The organism is Arhodomonas aquaeolei DSM 8974 (assembly GCF_000374645.1).
GTDB lineage: Bacteria > Pseudomonadota > Gammaproteobacteria > Nitrococcales > Nitrococcaceae > Arhodomonas > Arhodomonas aquaeolei.
Genome location: NZ_KB894801.1, coordinates 351,964 through 371,967 on the forward strand (window position 1 = coordinate 351,964; position 20,004 = coordinate 371,967).

The 20,004-nt window shown below is 71.6% G+C and carries 7 protein-coding genes; all 7 read left to right on the top strand.

Going from position 1 to position 20,004, the window contains the following annotated elements; genetic code table 11:
* Positions 1–55 precede the first annotated feature (55 nt).
* Positions 56–1,393: a GGDEF domain-containing protein gene (locus C516_RS20335; protein WP_018717062.1), complete on the top strand. Its 1,338-nt coding sequence runs from the start codon at positions 56–58 to the stop codon at positions 1,391–1,393.
* Positions 1,390–2,868, top strand: a complete 1,479-nt coding sequence (locus C516_RS0103915; RefSeq protein WP_018717063.1) for an ABC transporter substrate-binding protein — start codon at positions 1,390–1,392, stop codon at positions 2,866–2,868. The genes C516_RS20335 and C516_RS0103915 overlap by 4 nt, the downstream gene beginning before the upstream one ends.
* A gap of 148 nt (positions 2,869–3,016) precedes the next feature.
* Entirely contained in the window at positions 3,017–5,533 is a 2,517-nt protein-coding gene (locus tag C516_RS0103920; protein WP_211210574.1) for a sensor domain-containing phosphodiesterase, read from the top strand.
* A 348-nt stretch (positions 5,534–5,881) separates the two neighbouring features.
* The gene (locus C516_RS0103925; RefSeq protein ID WP_018717065.1) at positions 5,882–10,915 is read left to right on the top strand and encodes a hypothetical protein; all 5,034 of its coding nucleotides are present in this window, start codon (positions 5,882–5,884) and stop codon (positions 10,913–10,915) included.
* Positions 10,912–16,722 (top strand): alpha-2-macroglobulin, encoded by a 5,811-nt coding sequence (locus C516_RS18485; RefSeq protein ID WP_018717066.1) that lies wholly within the window; start codon positions 10,912–10,914, stop codon positions 16,720–16,722. Before C516_RS0103925 ends, C516_RS18485 begins: the two co-directional genes overlap by 4 nt.
* Before the next feature lie 6 nt (positions 16,723–16,728).
* A complete protein-coding gene (locus C516_RS0103935; protein WP_084594068.1) occupies positions 16,729–18,972 on the top strand; it encodes a transglycosylase domain-containing protein in 2,244 nt (747 codons plus the stop codon).
* Between the two features lie 97 nt (positions 18,973–19,069).
* Complete coding sequence (locus tag C516_RS0103940) at positions 19,070–19,939, top strand: formate/nitrite transporter family protein (RefSeq protein ID WP_018717068.1); 870 nt, start codon at positions 19,070–19,072, stop codon at positions 19,937–19,939.
* The last annotated feature ends 65 nt before the right edge of the window (positions 19,940–20,004 follow it).

Below are 20,004 nucleotides of genomic sequence, written 5' to 3' on the forward strand. Positions count from 1 at the left end.
GCGGGGATGGCGCTGGGACGGGCTCACTGCCCGGTCCCTCGTGCTGAGCGCCGTCATGGCGGTGGCGACCATCGGTGCAGTGGCCCTGGCACTGAACGCGTTCTCCGAATACCGAAACACCGTCTCGTCCCTCGCCCAGGAGAAGACCGAGGGGCTGATGGCGGCGAACCTCCTGCAGCAGCAGGCGGAGAGCCTGGTCGCGAGCGGCGCCATGCTGCTGCTCGCGAACAGCCAGCTCCAGCGCCGTGAGGCGATGTTTGAGATCCAGGACCGGGTCGAGTGGATCGGCCGTCTCACCACCGAGCTCTATGCGTTGCGTCCCTCCGCCCGGCAACTCGCCGATATCCGGCACAACCGCGGGCAGCTGCAGGAGAACCTGAGCACGCTGGACCGTCTCGTCGCCCAGCGTATCGAGCTCTGGAACCGCGTAAGGAATAGCGAAACCCCGTCCCCCGCGGTGCTTCGCCGGCTCGGCGAGGTGGAATCCAGACTCGCCGATGTGCTCCAGGAGAACCGGGCGCTCTCACGCCATCTCGAGGTCGCCGTGGCCTACCATGTCGCCGCCATCCGCGAAGAGATGCGCCAGACCGTCAAGGCACTGAATGCGGACGTCGTCCGCCACGAGCGCTGGCTGATGATCGCGGCGGCGGTGGTCATGGTTGTGCTCGTCCTGATCGTCACCTTCGTCCAGTATTCCGTCGTGGGACGGTTGACGCGAATGCAGCGGGTCATGCGTCTGCCAAGGCCGACCCCGCAGGACATCGTCATCCGCGGACACGACGAGATCGCCAGCATGGGGCTTGCCGTGCGGCGGTACGTCGAGCGCATCACCGCCAACGAGCGGCGCATCACGCAGATGAACGAGGAACTCCAGTTCCACGCGACACGGGACGCGCTCACCGGACTCCACAACCGCCGGCACTTCGAGCACGCGCTCTACGAGACCTTCGAGCGCGATCCCGCAGCACCGCTGTGTCTGGCGATGATCGATATCGATCACTTCAAGGAGGTGAACGACACCCACGGCCACGACACCGGCGACCGTGTCCTCATCCACGTCGCCGAGCAGATGCGGTACCTGCTCCCCGAGTCGATGTACCTCGCGCGTTATGGCGGCGAGGAGTTCGCCGTCCTCGCCTCAGGGCTGTCTCCGGAACACACCCGTTCCCTGCTCGAGCGTCTGCGCCGGCAGCTCGCCGCGCAACCCGTGCACGTCGGCGACGATACGGTCGAGCTCACTATCAGTGTCGGCATCGCCCCCCGGCTCCCCGGCGGAGACGCCGCCCGGACGCTCAAGGCGGCGGACGAATCCCTCTATGCCGCCAAGCGCGCCGGACGCAACCGGACCGTCATACGCCCGCTCCGTGCGGACGACCAGGAGACAACGCAATGAAATGGCCCCATTACGTGCTGTTCGCCGTGGTGCTGGCATTCGGCCACATCACTGCCGGCAGCGCGGGTCCGCCGGACAGTGTGACGATCGACCGCCAGCTCCGACCGCCACACCTCGATCCCACCCGAACCGCCTCGGCCAGTACCGCGGAGGTCACGCACCTCAACGTCTTCCAGGGGCTCACCCGGATCAACCGCCACGGCGAGGTGAAACCCTGCCTCGCGACCGCATGGCGCGTCAGCGACGACGGGCGGGAGCTGCTATTGCGTCTGCGCAAGGGCGTGCGCTTCCACGACGGAAGCCACTTCGACTCCGAGGTCGTACGCTACAGCCTGAACCGGCTGCTCGATCCCGAGGCCGGCAACCCGCAGCGCCAGCTCTACCAGGCCATCGAGCGTGTGGAGACCGCCGGGCCGTACCGCGTCCGCCTGCATCTGCGCTATCCGGACTCACTGCTGCCCTTCCGCCTGGGACTGGCCGCCGCGGTCATCGTCCATCCGGACAGCGTCCACTCCAACCTGACCGCACCCGTCGGTACCGGCCCCTACCGCGTCATGCCCTGGGACGGGGGTGCGGTGGAGCTACAGCGCTTCGACGGCTACTGGGGCGATCAGCCACCGATGAGGCGGGCGACCTTCACCTTCACCGCCAACCGTCTGGAGCTGGAGAACAGCCTCAGCGAGGGACGCGTCGACCTGCACTCCGACGTCAGCCCGCTGCCCATCCATGTGCAGCTCGCGCTAAGGGGCGACTACGAAGTCCTGAAGGGCGAGAGCGAGGGCGAGGTCATTCTCGCGATGAACCACGCCAACCCCGCACTGGCCGACCGGCGGGTGCGGCGGGCGATCTCCCACGCCATCGACAAGGACGAGCTCCTGTCCATCTACCGCGGGGTCTCGCCGACGCCCATCGGCAGCCACTTCTCGCCGCGCCACCCGGCATACATCGATCTGACCGGCCGCTACCCCTACGACCCGCAACGCGCCCGCGAACTGCTTGCCGATGCCGGCTACGCCGACGGCCTGTCACTCACGCTGCGGCTCCCCCCGCCGATCTATGCCGAACGCGGCGGGCTGCACATCGCGAGCAACCTGGAGGCCGTGGGAATCAACATCACCGTTGAGCGGCTGAGCTGGGGGGAGTGGCTGGAGCAGGTCTTCCAGGACGCCAACTACGACCTCACGCTGGTCTCCCACGTCGAGCCCATGGACATCGGCATCTACGCCCGCCGTGACTACTATTTCAATTATGACAACCCTGAATTCCGCGCCCTGTGGCGCCAGGTCCAGCGCACCCAGGAAACGGCCGCACGCGACGCATTACTCGCACGCGCCCAGCGAATGCTCGCCGACGACGCCGTGAACGTCTTCCTGTACATGAAGCCGCAGCACTCGATACACCGGCGCGGCCTCAGGGGGGTATGGCGGGACGCTCCGATCCCGGCAATAGTCGTCGAGGATCTGTACTGGGAATGAGGAAACGGACCTACCCACGCTTGGTTGGAGGTATAATCCCGCAACTTATGTGACATCAGTCACGTGTTGTATAAAATACGTCCAATGTCGACATTGATGGATCATCACCGTGCCCCGAGTGTCCTCGACGCTTGACCTCCGACAGGCCGTGCATGACCGCATCGCGGAGCAGGCCCCGCTTGAACAGATCTTTACCGCCATCGTGGTCATGGCCGAGGAGGCGTTGCCCGGGGCCCGGGTGTCCATCATGCGTTACGACCCGGACTCGAACACGCTCAGCCTGACCGGGCAGTCGCCGTTTCCGCAGTGGTGCGAGGCCGCCCTGAACCATCTCCCGGTTGCCCCGGATACCGGAACCTGCGGCCGTGCCGCCTACCTGCGTGAAACCGTCATCACCCGGGACATCGACACGGACCCCGCCTGGACTGGCTACCGCCACGTCGCCCGCCAGGCCGGCCTGCAGGCCTGCTGGTCGGTGCCGATTCTGGGCGACGACGGCACACTGATCGGCACCTTCGCCGTCTACTACGACCGTCCCCGATCCCCCTCCCGGACCGCGCGCCGGGAGATCGAGCGCGCGGCGAGGCTGGTGGCACTGGCAATGGCGCGCCACGACGACCGGCGGCGACACCAGGCCACGGAGCAGCGTCACCAGTCGCTGTTCTTCCACCATCCCGACGGCGTATGCGAATTCGACCTCGACGGTAATTTCCTCCACTGCAACGCCGCCATGGAGCACATCACCGGCTTTCGCCGGGCGGGTCTGGTCGGCCGTCATTTCAACGAATTCGTGACCCCGGAATACCGTGCGCTCACCGAACGGCACTTCGACCTGGCCGCCCGTGGCGTCAGCCAGCACTACGAAACCAGCGGCATGCACCCCGACGGCCGCCAGTACCCGGTCGAAATGACCAACCTGCCCATCGTCGTCGACGGCAATGTGGTTGGGGTCTACGGAATCTGCCGCGACATTGCCGAACGCCGGGCCCGGGACGAGGAGCTCCGACTGCTTCAGCGCGGCATCGAGGCCAGCTCGAACGGTGTCGTCATGGTCGACGCGCAAAGCCCCGGGCTGCCGATGGTCTACGTAAACCCGGCCTTCACCCACATCACCGGGTACACCCGCGACGAGGCCATCGGCCACAACTGCCGGTTTCTGCAGGGTGCGGACACCGACCCGGCGGACATCGAACGGATACGCGACGCCCTGTCCACGCACCGGGACGTCCAGATCACCTTGCGCAACTACCGCAAGGGGGGACAGGCCTTCTGGAACCGCCTGTCGCTGACGGCCGTCTTCGATGAACAGCAGCGCTGCACCCATTTCATCGGCATCCAGCAGGACGTCACACGAGAGCGGGAAAGCCGGGCTCAGCTCGCCTACCAGGCCACGCACGACCGCCTGACCGGACTACTCACCCGTGAGGCCCTGATCCAGGAGCTGTCCCGTCTGGACCATGCCCTGCTGCTGCACATCGACCTGGACGGGTTCAGCCAGGTAAACGCCGGCGCCGGCTACGAGGCCGGCAACCGGCTGCTCCTCTCCGTCTCGCAGCGGTTGGGTGAAATAGCGGACGTGAACGCCATGATCGCCCGCCTGTCCGGCGACGGCTTCGCGATCGCGGTCCCGGGCAGGAACAGCACCCGTGTGGGCATACGCCTGATCGAAAGGCTGCTCGACGCACTCGCCACCCCCTTCGAGAACATCACCGGCCATCCGCTGCAGATCAGCGCGAGCATCGGCGCCGCATCCACGGACTACAGCGGCGAGGACAAGGAAGCGCTGCTCGGCAACGCCGAAGCCGCGATGCGCGAGGCCAAACAGATCGGCCGCAATACATGGCAATGGTACTCGGCGGAAGTGGCCTCGCCGGTTCGCGACTATGTCGTTCTCCGCCGCGAGCTCCAGCAGGCCATCGCGGAGGACCAGCTGGAACTCCACTACCAGCCCATCGTCGCCGCGGATACCGGCGAAGTCCGCAGTCTCGAAGCACTGGTGCGCTGGCGTCATCCCGAACGGGGCCTGCTCGGTCCCGGCGAGTTCATTCCGCTGGCAGAGACCACCGGCCAGATCGTGGACATCGGCACCTGGGTGCTGCGCCAGGCATGCCGCGACCTGGCCGGGCAGCGGCGGAACGGCGGGCTCGACGTCCCGGTCGCGGTGAACCTCTCACCGATCCAGTTCCGGCGCACGGGATTCCTGGACATGGTGCGCACGGCGCTGGCCGATAACGGCATCGAGGGCGAAGCACTGGAGGTCGAGGTCACCGAGAGCGTGCTGCTCTCCGGTGCCGATCAGGCCATAGCGCTGCTGGACGAGCTGCGCGCGATGGGCGTGCGCGTGGCCATAGACGACTTCGGCACCGGCTACTCCAGCCTGAGCTACCTGCGTGACCTGCCCATCACCAAGGTCAAGCTCGACCGCGGCTTCATCCGTGACATCAACGAAAGCCGGGGCAATGCCGCCATCGTCGAGGCCGTCGCCCACATGGCCCGGCACCTCGGCATAGAGGTGGTCGCTGAAGGCGTCGAAACCACGGCCCAGCATGAAGCACTGCAACGCTTCGGCTGCGGTCTGCTGCAGGGTTTTCTGTTCTCGCCACCCCGGCCGCTGGAGGCGATCGCGCGCGGCCCGCGCGTGCTGCTCCCCGTCGCCCCCTCCTGACGTGACGTTACCGTCCGGGCAACGCCCTCCGATCAGGCCGGACGCCTCCCTGTCTGGTCACGTGGCGTAGGGCACGTTCACGCGACATACCGCCAACGCCACGATACGTAGAGCAGTTCGTGTATATTCGGCTACCGGGGGCGGGATGAATACACCACGACAGGGGACGTACGGGTGGGAGAGGCAGATCGCACGCGACCCGGGTGGCGGCTCCGGCGGGTCCCCCGGGTAAAGGCACCGGCGCGGCGGCGCGCCGCCCCCGGCATGGCGGCGGTCATGCTGGCGACAGTGCTGCCAGTGCTGCCAGTGCTGTCTGCGGCACCCGCTGACGGACAGCGGAACCTGTCCATGGGCGACCAGCCGGTCAGCCGGACATATCCGCATTCGCCCCGGATCGAGCAGGTCATCGACCTCGACCACTTCGGCCGGTACGCCTTCGAGGCCACCGGTGAACAGCCCGTCGGGATACGCCTGGTCGACCGAATGGCCGGCCCCGGTCCCGCCCGGACCGGACGGGCCGACCGCTTCCTCGACCGTGGCACCGTCAAGGCCGTCCTGAACGGGGCGGAAAACGGCACCGGCGAGATCGGGCTCACGGTCCACCCCTTCCACGAGCAGAACGGCGCGGACCTCCCGCGGCTGCCGGAACGCCGCCTGGTGGAGACGCGGCTGCGGGACTATCAGCGCCGCTCCTACTGGATCGAGGTGTCGGAGCCGCGCACCATCGACGTCGAGGCGGGCGGCCGCTATCTGGCGGACCTCCGGCTGTGGCGCGAAGGCCGCTGGCTGATGGCGGCCGAACCGACGGCGGCGGTGCGCGAGCCCGTTACCGGGCAGCCGCTGGAGGTGCGCCGCCTCCATACCCGCCTGAGCCCGGGGCTCTACCGGCTCACGGCATACGGCGGGCCCGGCAAGCCGTGGTCCACGAATGCCGACGCCGACCCGCTCTACCTGCGCATGGGCATCCCCGAGCTGCCCGCCGGCGCCTGGTCGACACGGCAAGCCAGCCCCTTCGGCATCGATCGCTACCGCCTGCACACCGACGCCAACGTCTTCCAGCTCGAGCTCCCGGAGGCCCGGCCCGCCAGCCTGCGGGTTGCGGCCTACGACGACGCCCGCTCACCCTATGAGCCGGGAGGCGGCGCCGGCGGACGCATCGACAGGGACAGCCGGAACCCCGAGACCACGGTGCGCACCGGCGATGCTGGCCCGGGCCGTTCACGGGATGTGCTGGTGATGGTGGAGCGCGCCCCCGGCACCGAGTACCACCTCGCCTACCTGCGCAACGCGCCGCGCTATGCCATCCCCCGGGACACCGACAGCGCCTGGGTAGGCACGCTGGCGCTCGGCGACCCGCGGGACGCCGTAGACGCCACCGCGGTCATCGTCCACGACCCGCCGGGCGGCCGGCCGGAGGTCAAGGCGGCACGGGCGGTCGAGCTGTCCTCCAGGAAGGCGTGGCGCCGCCGGTTCAACCTGCTGGACACCGTAGACCTCCTCGTGGAGATCGAGGAGGACGGCACCTACGTCGCGACGATCGACGAGGATTCCAAGGCCAGCGTGGAGCTGCGGGTCGAGCCCCTCGACCGCACCGCCGCCCGCAACTTCCGCAGCCGCTGGGACGTCGCCTCCGAGGCGCGCTGGGACCTGGTCAAGGGCTTCTACCGCATCTCCATGCGCCCGCGCCACGGCGACGCCGGCATCGCCGAGGTCTCGCTCCACCACGCCGCCGCTCCGCCGGACAGCCTCGGCGCCCCCGAGCTGGTGCCGCGACAGGCGAGCGCCGTGTTCGAGGGCATCGCCCTGAGCCGCCACGACCACGTCCTGGCCAACCGCTACAATTACGGCCGCTCCGGCCTCACGGTGCGGCCCTGGCCGCTCACGCTGGAGAGTCCCCTGCCGGTGACCCAGTCCGCCGGCCGCACGCGGCGCTTCCGGGTGGCCGACGGCCGCGGCCGGACGCTCATCGCCGAGACACCCGCCGGCGAGCGCCTGCCCCTGTCCACCACGGAGAACGGCCCCGGGAAGCCGTCCCTGACGGTGAACGGCCGGACAACGGCCTACATCACCAACGATGGCGCGGAGCCGGTGCGTTACCTACTGCGCTGGGCCCCGGGACCCGAGCTCCCACCGCCGCCGCTGGAACCGGTCAGCGGCGCCGCGGTGGCGCGCCAGTTGCCGGACTTCCCGGCCCTGGCACCCGGCCGGCCGGCACGGCTCACGCTCGAACGCCAACAGAAGGCCACCTACCGGCTGGCCGTGGATACCCCGGCCCTGTACCGGCTGGAGACCACCGGACTCCTCGCCACCGCCGGCGAGCTCCGGACCCGCACCGTCACGCGGCTCGCCGCCGGCCGTGAGAACGGCATCGGCCGCAACTTCCTCATCCAGCGCTATCTCGGCAGCGGCGACTATCAGCTCACCGTGAACGCCACCGGCCGCAGCGCCGGGGCCCTGGGCGTGTCCCTGGAACGCGCCCCGCTGCGCGACGCCGGCGCGATCCCGCTGACCGGGGCCGTGCGCACCACCGTGGCGCCGGGCGAAGCGGTGCGCTACCGCCTCGACGTCCCGGAAACCGGCCAGTACCGCATTCGCGCCCGCGGGCTGAAACGCCCCTTCGCCGTCCAGCTCGCCGGCCCGGACGGCTGGCCCGTGATCCGGCCCGGCCGGCAGACCCCACTGTCGCTCACCCTTCACCCGGGCCAGCACACCCTCACCGTGCTGCCCCAGAGCGTACCCTCCCGCGCCGTGGTCACCGTCGAGCGCACGGACCGGCCGGCACCGCCGCTGACCGGACACGGCCCGCACCCGCTACCCCTGAACCGGCCCCGGGAACACACGTGGATGGAGCCGGCGGACGAGGCCGCGCCGCGGACGCCGGACCGGTGGCGGTTCGACCTCGCGGCAGCCATGCACGTCCGCCTGGATCTACCCGCAGAGATGGACGCCGCCCTCCTCCGCCGCGGCGATGACGGCGACTGGTGGCCGGCGCAGGCCGACATCAACGGGTCCCGGGAGGGCTGGCTGGCGCTCGACGCCGGTGCCTACCGGCTGGAGGCACGCAGCCGCCGCCCGGACAACCGTCTCGACTACCGCGTGCGCCTCGCCACGCAGGAGCTGCCCCTGGGCCAGCAGCGCGACATCGGCGTGCCCGGCACAGTCCCGTTCGTCCTCGGCGGCGACCGCCTCGTGAAGATCGGCTCCCTCGGCGAGGGCGACGTGGCCGCCACCCTGCTGGACGCAGACGGCAACAGAATCGCCTTCGGCGACGACCGCCCCGACGACTGGAACTTCCTGATAAGCCGCCAGCTCCCCGCCGGCCGCTACGCGCTGGCCGTCACCGCCCCCGGCGACGCCAACCGGACGACGGTGACCCTGGATGCCCCCCGCGAGGTCACGGAAGACGCCCGCACCCCCGACACGGACCTCACCGTCGCCGACGGCGACGTTCACGTCTACCCGCTCGACCTGCCCGGGCCGGACGCGGCGCCACGCCACGGCCTGCCGCTGGTGTTCGCAAGCCGGTCCGGCGCCACCCACGGCGTCGCGCTGGAACGCCGGGAAGACGATACGTGGCGGACCGTCGCCACGCGCACCGGCAGGACGGTCCGTGGCGGCGCCGTGCTCACCGCGGGCGACCTCGACCACGATTACCGCCTCCGGGTATGGACCCTGGAGACAGCGGCGGCGGGTGTCGACGTGGCCCTGCGCCTGGACGCACGGGACAGCGACGCCCCGGATGGCAGCGACCCGCGCGACTGGCGGCTCACGCCGCTGGACGGCACCAACGCGGCGCTGGGGCTAGCGCTCGCGGCACATCCGGGGCCGTTACACACCGCGGAGCGCCGGGACGGTCTCCTGTGGGCCGGCCCTGGTGGTACCTTCCGGGAGGTCCGGGAGGGCTGGATCCCGGCCCGGGATCGTCCGGTATGGCTGCTGGCGCCGCCGGGCGCCGGAACCCTCGACGCCGAACCGGTATCGCTGGTGCCGGCGACAGTGCGGACCATCCCCGCCTCCTCGAACACCACCCTGCCGCTGCCCGTCGGCACGGCCGGGGCGGAACGGCTCAGGATCTGGACCGCCGCGAGCGCGGCGCACACGCCGGAGCTGCGGGCGTATTCACCCGGTCGCACCGTCGCCGCCACCGCGAGTGACCGCAGCGCCCTGACCGTGGCGCTCCCCGGCGCGACACCCGTAGACGGCGGGCTGGCCCTGCGCCTGGCGGACGGCAGAGGCGACGCCCCCGTGACCGTCAGCGCGCACGCCCTCGCCACCGGCGATCCGGCCACTGTGACGCCGGGCAGCACCCAGCTCACGCTGCCGGCCGGCACGGCGGTGAAGGTGACCGGCCCCGCCGGTGCCGCCGACATCGCGCTCACCGCGCCCGCCGGTATCGCCGGCATCCTTGCCCGCGACGGGGCCATCGAGCGGCTCCTGTGGACCGGTGACAACGCCGGCACGCGCCACACCCGGAGCAACGTCGGCACAATCTGGCTGGCCAATCCCGGCGACGAGGCCGAAACGGTCGCACTCCGCTGGGCGTCCGCGGCCGGCGACCGGCAGCTGGCCCCGGGCGACTACCTGCGCCTGGGCCCCACCTTCAGCGGCACCCTGTCTCTGCCGGTCACGCTACCGGCGGGCGCCGAAGGCCGGGTTCAGGTGCACGGCGCGGTGCGCGGCGCCCGCTTCGTCCGCGACGACGGCCGCACCGGCCCCGCCGTCGACGGCCCGGGCAGCGTCACGGTCGCCGGCCCGGGCACGCTACAGGTGACCCACGCGGATGCGCCGTTCGGGGTCTGGCTGACCGCGCCCGACGGCAGCCTGACGGGCTGGCGGCACACCGAACGGCTGGCGCCGCGGGCGCCGTCGCTGCTGAGCCTGCGCGCCAGCCGCCCGACACTGCTCGCCCTGGAACGGCCGGATGGCCGTACCCGCCTGCACTGGCTCGACACGACGGCCGGCATCGACGCGCTGCTGCCGGCGGGCCGGACACGGCTGCGCGCCATGGACGCCGCGCCGTTCGTGCGGCTGACCACTCCCACGCCGATGCCCGCCGGGCTGGGAGCGCCCGTGCGGCTGGGCCCCGGGGAGAGCCGGGCCTTCACCTTCGAGCTCCGGCAGCCACGCACCGTGGGGCTCGGTCTCAAGACCGACCGTGAGTCGATCCGCGGCACTCTGGTCGACGCCCGGGGCCGACAGCTCGGCGACGGCATCGCGCAGATGCACCGGCTCGGGCCCGGGCGCTACTACCTGATCGCCCATCTGCCCCGGGACGAATCCCCGGCACTGGTGCGCTCGGCGCTGGTGGGCACGCAGCTGCCCGACGACGGCCCACCGGAACGGGTCAGGGAACGCTACAGACAACTGGCAGGCAAGGAATGAGCACTACGGCGAACCGACGTTGGCGCGACCGGCTGTTTCTGGCACTGGCCGCGCTGCTGATCTGCCAGGCGCTGGCCCCGGCCGCGGCCGCACCACCCGCCAGACCCGACGGCGCCGTGATCGTGCCCGGGGACTTCCTGCGCCGCTGGGACCCGGTCACCCTGTTCTTCAACGCCGCCCGCGGGCCGGAGGACGGCGGCCCGGAGGCCCACCCGGGCGAGTACGTCACCGTCTCCCCGGCGCACCCGGGAGCCTACACCTGGCTGGACGCACACACCCTCCAGTTCCGCCCCGCGGAGCCCTGGCCCGCCCTCTCGGCGTTCACCTGGCGCTTCGAGGGCGACAGCCACCGCCTGGCGACGCTCATGGCCCCGGCCATCGAGACCCGGCCCACGGATGGCAGCGACGACCTTGCGCCGGTGGATACCCTGTCGCTGCGCTTCCGCGACCCGGTGGACATCGACGCCCTGGAGCAGATGGTCTCCATCGAGGTGCGAGCCCTGCCGGGTATCGAGCCGGAGCCGCTGCGCACGCTGGGCGCGGACGACTTCACCATCAAACGCACCGAACGGGCCGGGCGCGACGCGCCGGTGGACTACGTGCTGCGCCTCCGCGAACCCATCCCCGCCGGGCGCAAGGCGCTGGTGCGGCTGCGCCTGTCCCTGGACGACCGCCCCGACCAGGCGATGCAGACCGTCACCTTCTCCACCCGCCAGTCGTTCCGCCCGGCGAGCCTCGGCTGCGCCGGCCAGCAGCGGGCGGCCACCGCCGGCGGGGTGACCTACGCCGCCTCCGATCCGCTGGTCTGCGCCCCCGGCAACCGGACCATCGAGATCGGCTTCACCGCGGAACCCCGGGACGTGGGCCCCGTGCTGGGACGCAACCTCGTGCGCTTCGAACCCGCGGTGGACAACCTGGAGTACCACCTCGCCGGCCGGCAGCTGCGCATCACCGGCGACTTCGCCGCCGACACGCGCTACCGCCTGAGCCTGCTCCCCGGCGATCTCCGGGACACCCACGGACGGCCGCTGCAGGCCACCGGCGTGAACAGCCTGTACCTAGCGTTCCCGGCCCGCGAGGACTTTCTGCGCGTCAACCGTGGCGAGGGACGCGCGGTCATGGAGCGCCAGGGGCCGCGGATGCTGCCCCTGCGCGGCCGCGGCGACACCCGCGTCGACCTGCGCATCCACGCCATCGACCCGCTGGACCTGCAGTTCTGGCCCTACAGCGACCGCCCGGTCAGCGTCGACGACGACGCCATGCCCCCCGGCCCGGGCGAGGCGCCGGCCCGGGGCCCGCGCCTGCGGGGCAACGACGTCGCCGCGCAGATCGCGACCCTGGGCTCGCCCAGCATCTCCGAGATCGTCGACCTGCCTCTCGAGCACGGCGGCCCGGCCGCCCGCTTCGGCCTCGACCTCCAGCCCCGGCTGCGCCGTCTCGCCGGCGAGACGGGTCCGGGCACCTACCTGGTGGGCGTCCGGCGGCTGGGTGCGGGCAGCGAGCGCCAGTGGGTGCGCGTCCAGGTCACCGACCTCTCGCTCACGGTGGTGGAGGCCGAGGACCGCGTGCACTTCGTGGTCACCTCGCTGGACTCCGGCAAGCCAGTGCCCGGCGCCCGGGTGCGCGTGCAGACCCGAGCCCGCGGCGACGACCGGCTGCTGGACACGGTGGTGGACGGCCGCACCGACGGGGACGGCGCCCTCGACTGGTCTCCCCGCCCGGGCCGGCTGTACGGCCCGCCACAGCGGCTGATCGTCTCGAACGGCGACGATACCCTGGTCATCGACCCCCGTGCCGATCCGCCGAAGCGCTATTTCGACAACCACTTCGGCACCGACCGGAACTGGCTGTCCTGGACCGGCCACGCCAGTCGTCGCCGGCCCGAGCCCCAGTGGCGCTGCCACCTGTTCACCGAACGCCCCGTTTACCGCCCGGACGAACCCGTTCACATCAAGGGCTTCATGCGCCGGGTGCACCGCGGCCGGATCGAGAACCGGGATGCGGCGGTAACGCTGGTGGTCACCGGGCCCGACGGCAGCGAATGGCGCTACCACCCCGGGCGCACGCCGGCCGGCGGCTTCTATCACCGCTTCAACGAGAAGACCGAGGCCACCGGGGCATACCGCATCGCCGCCGAGCTCCAGCCCCCCGGCGAGCGGGCGCGGCGCTGCGCCGAGGTCACGGTGCGCAAGGAGGCCTACCGGATTCCGCGCTTCGAGGTGCGTGCCAGCGCCCCCGGCAAAGCCCCGCTGGACCGGCCGTTCAAAGTCGACCTCGTTGCCGAGTACTACGCCGGCGGTGTCGCCCGCCAGCGCCCGGTGCACTGGCGGGTCACGCAATTCCCCTACCGCTGGACGCCCGCGGAGCGGGAGGGCTTCGTCTACTCCACCGACGCGCGCTTCTCGGGCATCGGCGAGTTCCGGTCCCGGCCCACGCTGACGCGGGAAGGCACCACCGACGACAAGGGCTTCGCCAGCATCCAGGTGGACCCGGCGCTGGAGCCGAGTGCCCAGCCGCGGCGCTACGTCATCGAGGCCACCGTGGCGGGCGCCGACGACCAGACCGTGACCGACACCGCCGACGTCCTGGCCCTGCCCCCCTTCGCCCTGGGCCTGAAGGCACCGCGCTATCTGGAGGACGCCGAGCGCCTGAAGGGCGCCTTCCTGGTCGCGGGAGCGGACAGCGATCTGCTCGCCGGCAGGGACGTCACGCTGCGGCTGATCAAGCGCCGCTGGGCGGCGCGCCTGCAGGCCAGCGACTTCACCAGCGGCGAGCCCGAATACGAGACCGAGGTCATCGACGAGACCCTGCTGGAACGCACGTTCACCAGCGGCGAGGCACCGACGGACTTCGACCTGCCGCTCGACGACACCGGCGTCTACATCGTGGAGCTCTCCGCCCGGGACACCCTCGGGCGGCTGCAGACGGTCCGTCTCGATCTCTTCAACGACGGCAGCGAGCGCGCTACCTGGCCACAGGCCCCGTCGGAGACGTTCACGGTACGCACGGCCAGCGACAGCTACGCCCCCGGCGAGACCGCCACCCTGGTGCTGGAGAGCCCGTTCGCCGAGGCACACGCACTCGCCGTCGTCGAGCTGCCCGACGGCCGCAACCGCTACGACTGGGTGCCCGTCCACAACGGCAAGGGCACCTACGAGCTGCCCATTCAGCGGACCTTCATGCCCGGCATCCCGGTCCACTTCGTGCTCATGCGCGGCCGTCTCGACGGCGTGCCGCGGTTCGACCGGGCGGGCCTGGATCTCGGCAAACCGGTCATGATGGCGGCGACCACCCGGGTGGACGTCTCCACCGCCGACCACCGCATCGACGTGGCCCTGGATCACCCCGACAACGCCCGGCCGGGGGACACCGTAGAGATGACCGTCAGGCTCACGGACCGCGACGGCGAGCCGGTCTCCGGCGAGGTGACCCTGTGGCTCGTGGACCAGGCCGTGCTGGCCCTGGGCGAGGAGCAGCCCCTGGACCCCCTCCCCGCGTTCATCCGCGAACGACCGGTGCGCACCGCCATCCGCGACACCCGCAACCGGGTGGTCGGCTACCTGCCCTTCCGCGAGACGCCCGGTGGCGGCGAGGCGGGCCGGGAGGCCGCGAGCGCGCGCAAGCTGCTGGACCGGGTCAGCCTCCGCAAGGACTTCCGCAGCGTGCCCTACTTCGAGCCCACGCTGCGGGTGGGCAAGGGCGGCACGGCGACGGTGCGCATCGAGCTGCCGGACAACCTCACCAACTTCATGGTGCGCGCCGAGGCCGTCGGCGACGGCGACCGTTTCGGCCACGGCACTGGCCGGATCTCCGTGCGTCTGCCCGTTATCGTCCAGCCGGCACTTCCGCGTTTCGTGCGCTACGGTGACCGCTTCGCCCTGTCCGCCGTTGCCCGCATCGTCGAGGGCGAGGCCGGTGAGGGACGTGCCGCGCTCGACGTGGACGGCCTGCGCCTGGACGGCCCCGCGTCGCAGACCTTTACCTGGCCGGACACCGGCACCCGGCGACTGAGCTACGACGTCGCCGTACCCCTGCCTGAGCGCTGGCCGGACGACCCCGGCGACGTGCCCGGCGCGCACGTCACCCTCGGCGTGGAACGGGCGGCCGACGGCGTCGGCGACGGCTTCCAGGTGGACCTGCCCGTCCGCCCGGACCGGCGCCCCCTGACCGTTCGCCAGACCGGCGAGCTCGGCGGCGGGGCCGCCTTCGACGTCCCGGCACTCGGGACCCCGGTCCGCCCGGGCAGCCTGCGCCGCACGCTGGTACTCGCCGACCGGCCCGGGCTGGTGCGCATGGCCGCGGGGCTCGATTACCTGCTTGCCTACCCCCATGCCTGCACCGAGCAGCGGATCAGCCGCGCCCGCGGCCTGCTGGCGGCGAACGAGCTGCTAGGCCTGCTGCGCCCGGACACCGCGACCACACTGATCGACCGGCACGTGCGCAATACCCTGGCCTACCTGGACGAGGTGGTCCGCGAGGACGGCTACGTCACCTTCTGGCCCGGCAGCGGTGACGGCCAGGTGGGCCTCACCGCGTGGACCTACCTGTTCCTGCTGGAGGCGGACGATGCCGGCTACCGCGTGGAACCGGCCCTGCGCGAGCGCGTGCGCAGCGCCCTGCGACGCGCCCTGCGCGGGGACTACAGCCACTTCCTCGACAGCTACACCGAGCGCTCGATGGCGCTGACCGCCCTCGCCCGGGGCGGCGACCTGGACGCCGGCTACGCCGCCGAGCTGGCGCGGCGCACCCAGTTCCTGCCCCAGGAGGCGCTCGCCCACGTCACCCGGGCGCTGGCCGGCGAACAGGACCCGAGCCCGGCGGTGCTGAAGCGCCTGGAGGAGACCCTGTGGGACGGGCTGATCTTCAAGCTGCGTCACGGCAACACCGTCTACGCCGGGCTCAAGGACCGCCAGACCCAGGACTCGCCGCTGATCCTGCCCTCGGAGACGCGCACCGTCGCGCAGACCCTGCGTGCCGCCAGCGCCGTGCCCGGCAGCGGCGAGCGCGAGCGGATCCTGGCCGATGCCCTGGTCACCCTGGGACGGGACGACGGCTGGGGCACTACCAACGCCAATGCCGAGGCCATCCTCGCCCTGAACGACTTCCTCCTCGCCGGGGAATCGGCGACCCGGCCGGTCACGGTCTCCGCGCAGTGGGATAACACCAGCAGGACGATCCGCGTGGGCGGCAACCGCCCCGTCACTGCGACGCCGCTGCCCTCGCCCGGACAAGTGAGCCTGAGCGCCCCCGCGCTGGGTGACGGGCGCAGCCTGGCCGTGATGGCGCAGAGCCGGTACGTGCCCCTCCAACGCGGCGACCGGGTGGCCGCGCAGAGCCACGGCTTCGTGGTGGAGCGCAGCCTCGTACGGGTGGGCGGCGGCGACACCGCCGACCGACGGGTCGCACTGGACACCGCCGGGACGGCCGTCGACTTCACCGTGGGCGACGTCGTGGAAGACCGACTCACGCTGGTCAACCCGGAGGAGCGTCACCACGTGGCGGTGGTCGTCCCCCTCGCCGCGGGCATGGAACCGCTGAACCCCGAGCTGGACACCGCCCCGCCGGAGGCCACGCCCGGCCGGCCACTGACACTGGCGCCGGCCCACGTGGCGCGCCTGGACGACCGCGTGGCGTTCTACTACGAGACCCTGCCCAAGGGCACCTACGAGTTCGCCTTCCGGCTCCGGCCCCAGGTCCCGGGACAGTTCGTCCAGCCCGCCGCCTACGCGGAGATGATGTACCAGGAGGAGGTGCGGGGACACGGTAACGGCGCGCTGATCCGTATCCGGCGGCCCGACGGCGGATAGCACGCCGTGAGAACGACGGCACGGGCATTGGCGGGACGCTCCGGCCGGGCATTCGCGCACCGGCGGGTCCTGTACACGGTGCTACTGCTCGCCGTCGTGGTGCTGCTTGGCGGCGTCCTGCACACGGCCTGGAAGCGCTCCGCGCTGAAGGCCCCCGCCGCCAGCCACCTGGTAACCGACCGGTACGGACACTACCTCGCGGAGGTCGGCGGCCCGGAGCCCGGCCGCTACGGCTACTGGCCGCTCGCGGACGTCCCGCCGCGCATCGCCGCGGCCACCGTCGCCCTGGAGGATCGGCGTTTCCGCTACCACCCCGGAGTGGACCCGGTCGCTGTCGCCCGTGCCCTGTGGCAGAACCTGCGCAGCGGGCGCGTCGTCTCCGGCGCCTCCACCATCGCCATGCAGGTCGCGCGGATGCAGAATCCCGCCCCGCGGACACTCCCGAACAAGGCAATGGAGGCCGTCACCGCGGTGTTCATGACCCTGCGCCACGGCCGGGACGCGGTGCTCCGGCAGTATCTCCGGCTGGTGCCCTTCGGCAATGGCAGTCACGGCATCGCCCACGCCGCGCGCGTCTACCTGGACAAGCCGGCCGCGGACCTCAGCTGGGCGGAGATCGCCTTCCTCTCGGGTATCCCCCACGCACCGGAACGCCTCGACCCGCTCACCCAGGACGGCCGCCGCCGCGCAGCGGCCCGGGGCCGGCGCATCCTCGACGCCCTGGCGGAGATGGGCGTGATCGATGCCGGCCAGCTCGACCTCGCCCGGCGCCAGATCGGCGCCCTCCACGTACACCGACGGCCGCCACGACCAGCCATGGCGATGCACGCCATCATGGCGCTGGCGGACCGGATCGCGCCGCTGCCGGAGACATCCTCGCGCACGATCGCCGCGACGCTCGACCTGAACGCCCAGCGGATGGCGAACCGTCACCTCCACCGCTGGCTGTCCCGCCTGGCACCCCGGGGCGTGCAGCACGCCGCCATCCTCGTCGTCGACCGCGACGACATGGCGGTGCGGGCGCTGGTGGGCTCCGCCGGCTTCTTCGACGAGGACGCCGGGGCCCTCGACTACACCGCGGTCCGGCGCTCGCCGGGCTCGGTACTCAAGCCCTTCGTCTACGCCCTGGCCCTGGACCGGGGCGTCATCCGCCCGGACACGGTGCTCTGGGACCGGCGCGGCCTGTCCGCCGGCATCGACAATTCGGACCGGACCTACCTCGGCCCCATGCTGCCCCGCCGCGCCCTGGCCAACTCCCGCAACGTCCCGGCCACCAACCTGGTGCGCACCGTCGGGCTGGAGACCACCTACGCCCACCTGGAGCGCCTGGGCCTGCACGCCGACCGCCGGCCGTCGCGGCACTACGGCATCGGCCTCGCCATCGGCACGCTGCCGGTGCGCCTGCGCGACGTCGTCGCCGCCTACGGCGCACTGGCCAACGACGGCCTCTACCGCCCGCTGCGCTGGCACGCGGCGCAGCCCACCGCGCCCGGCAAGCGTGTGCTCGGCGCGGACGCGACACGGCTGGTCACCGCCTTCCTCTCGGACCCGATGGCCCGACTGCCGGTGTTCTCGCGCATGGGCTACCAGGAGTACGACTTCCCCGTCGCCACCAAGACCGGCACCAGCCAGAGCTACGCCGACGCCTGGAACGTCGTCTATACCCGGGACTACATCGTCGGCGTGTGGATGGGGCGCGCCGACGGCGGCCCCATGAAGGGAGTCAGCGGCGCGTCCGGCCCGGCCGGCCTCGCCCACGACGTGCTGACCGGCCTCTACCGGCTGCCGGGCACAGCCGACCGCCCTGAGCCGTTCCCGGCACCCGTGCACTACCGACGCGAGTCGCTGTGCAGTGCCCGCCCGTCGAGGTCCGCCAGCCAGTGTCCCCGTAAGCTGACGGAGTGGGTGCCCACGGCCGCTGGAAACACCACGTCCGCCGACACGGTAACGGCACTGGCCCGAACGACCGCACGGCAGGCGTCGGCGACGTTGCGGATCAGCTCGCCGCCGCCCGGTACCACGGTCATCCGCAACCCGGAGACACCGGACGATCTGAACCGCCTGCGCCTGACGGTGGACGCCGAGCCCCGGGGGATGCAGGTCGTGTGGTACGTGGACGGCCGCCCGCAGGTGGTGCAGCGCGCCGACGAGCCGTTTCTGTGGCCCCTGGACGACGGCCGCCACGTCTTCCAGGTCCGCCTCCCCTACCGACCGGAGCGCTCGCCGCCGCTGGTGCTCACGGTACGGTGAGCCGCGAGCCGCCGGCGTGGCCCCACGGGCTCGGCGCGCGCCGGCCGGATCTGATCAAATACGCGCAAGACTTGATACGAGCGCCGTCGGAGGGAGCATGAAAGGGGACAGGGACGACGACGCCGAACGCTTCGGGGTGATGGACGCGGTCCTGCCGAAGGACATGGCCAAGCGCGCGGAACGCGCGGGCGCGGAGAAGGCCGAACAGGACGGACTGAGCCTGCTGGCGCTGGCGGCGATGGCGGGTGCCTATATCGCGTTCGGCGCGACGTTTGCGGCCTCGGTGTCCGCCGGTTTCGACGGCGAATTCCCGATCGGGCTCGGTAACATGCTGGGCGGACTGGCCTTTTCCCTCGCCTACGTGCTCGCGATCGTTGGCGGTGCCGAGCTGTTCACCACCAACAACCTCATGGTCATGGCGTGGGCACACGGGCGGCTGCCGACCGGGTGGCTGCTGCGTGCGTGGGGTATCGTGTTCGTCGGCAACTTCATCGGGGCCGCCGCCACCGGTGGCATGCTTATCGTCGCCGGACAGCATGCCGAGTCCGCCGGCGCCGTGGGCACCTCGCTCCTCGAATCCGCGGCCCGGCTGAATGCCCTCGGCTTCGTCGAGGCCCTGTTCCTCGGGATCCTGGGCAACACGCTCCTGTGTCTCGGGGTCTGGCTGACCTACAGCGCACGCTCGACCACGGACCGGATCCTGGCCCTGATCCCGCCGGTCGCGGCCTTCTATGCGCTCGGCCTGGAACACGCCGTGGCGGTGATGTTCTACCTGCCCTGCGCCGCCTTCATCGGTGTCCTCGCCGAGCCCGGCTTCTGGACCATGGTGCCGCAGGCGCCGCCCGCGATCACGCCCGGCGGGTTCCTCCGGGTGCTGCTCCCGGTGACACTGGGCAACGTCATGGGAGGCGGCGTGCTCGTCGCGCTGGCCTACTGGTTCGTCTACCTGCGGCCCGGCCGGGTCTGAGCGCCACCACCTTCCCGCAGCACCGGGGATCCACCGCCGCGAGGCGGATGACAAGCGGCAGCGGG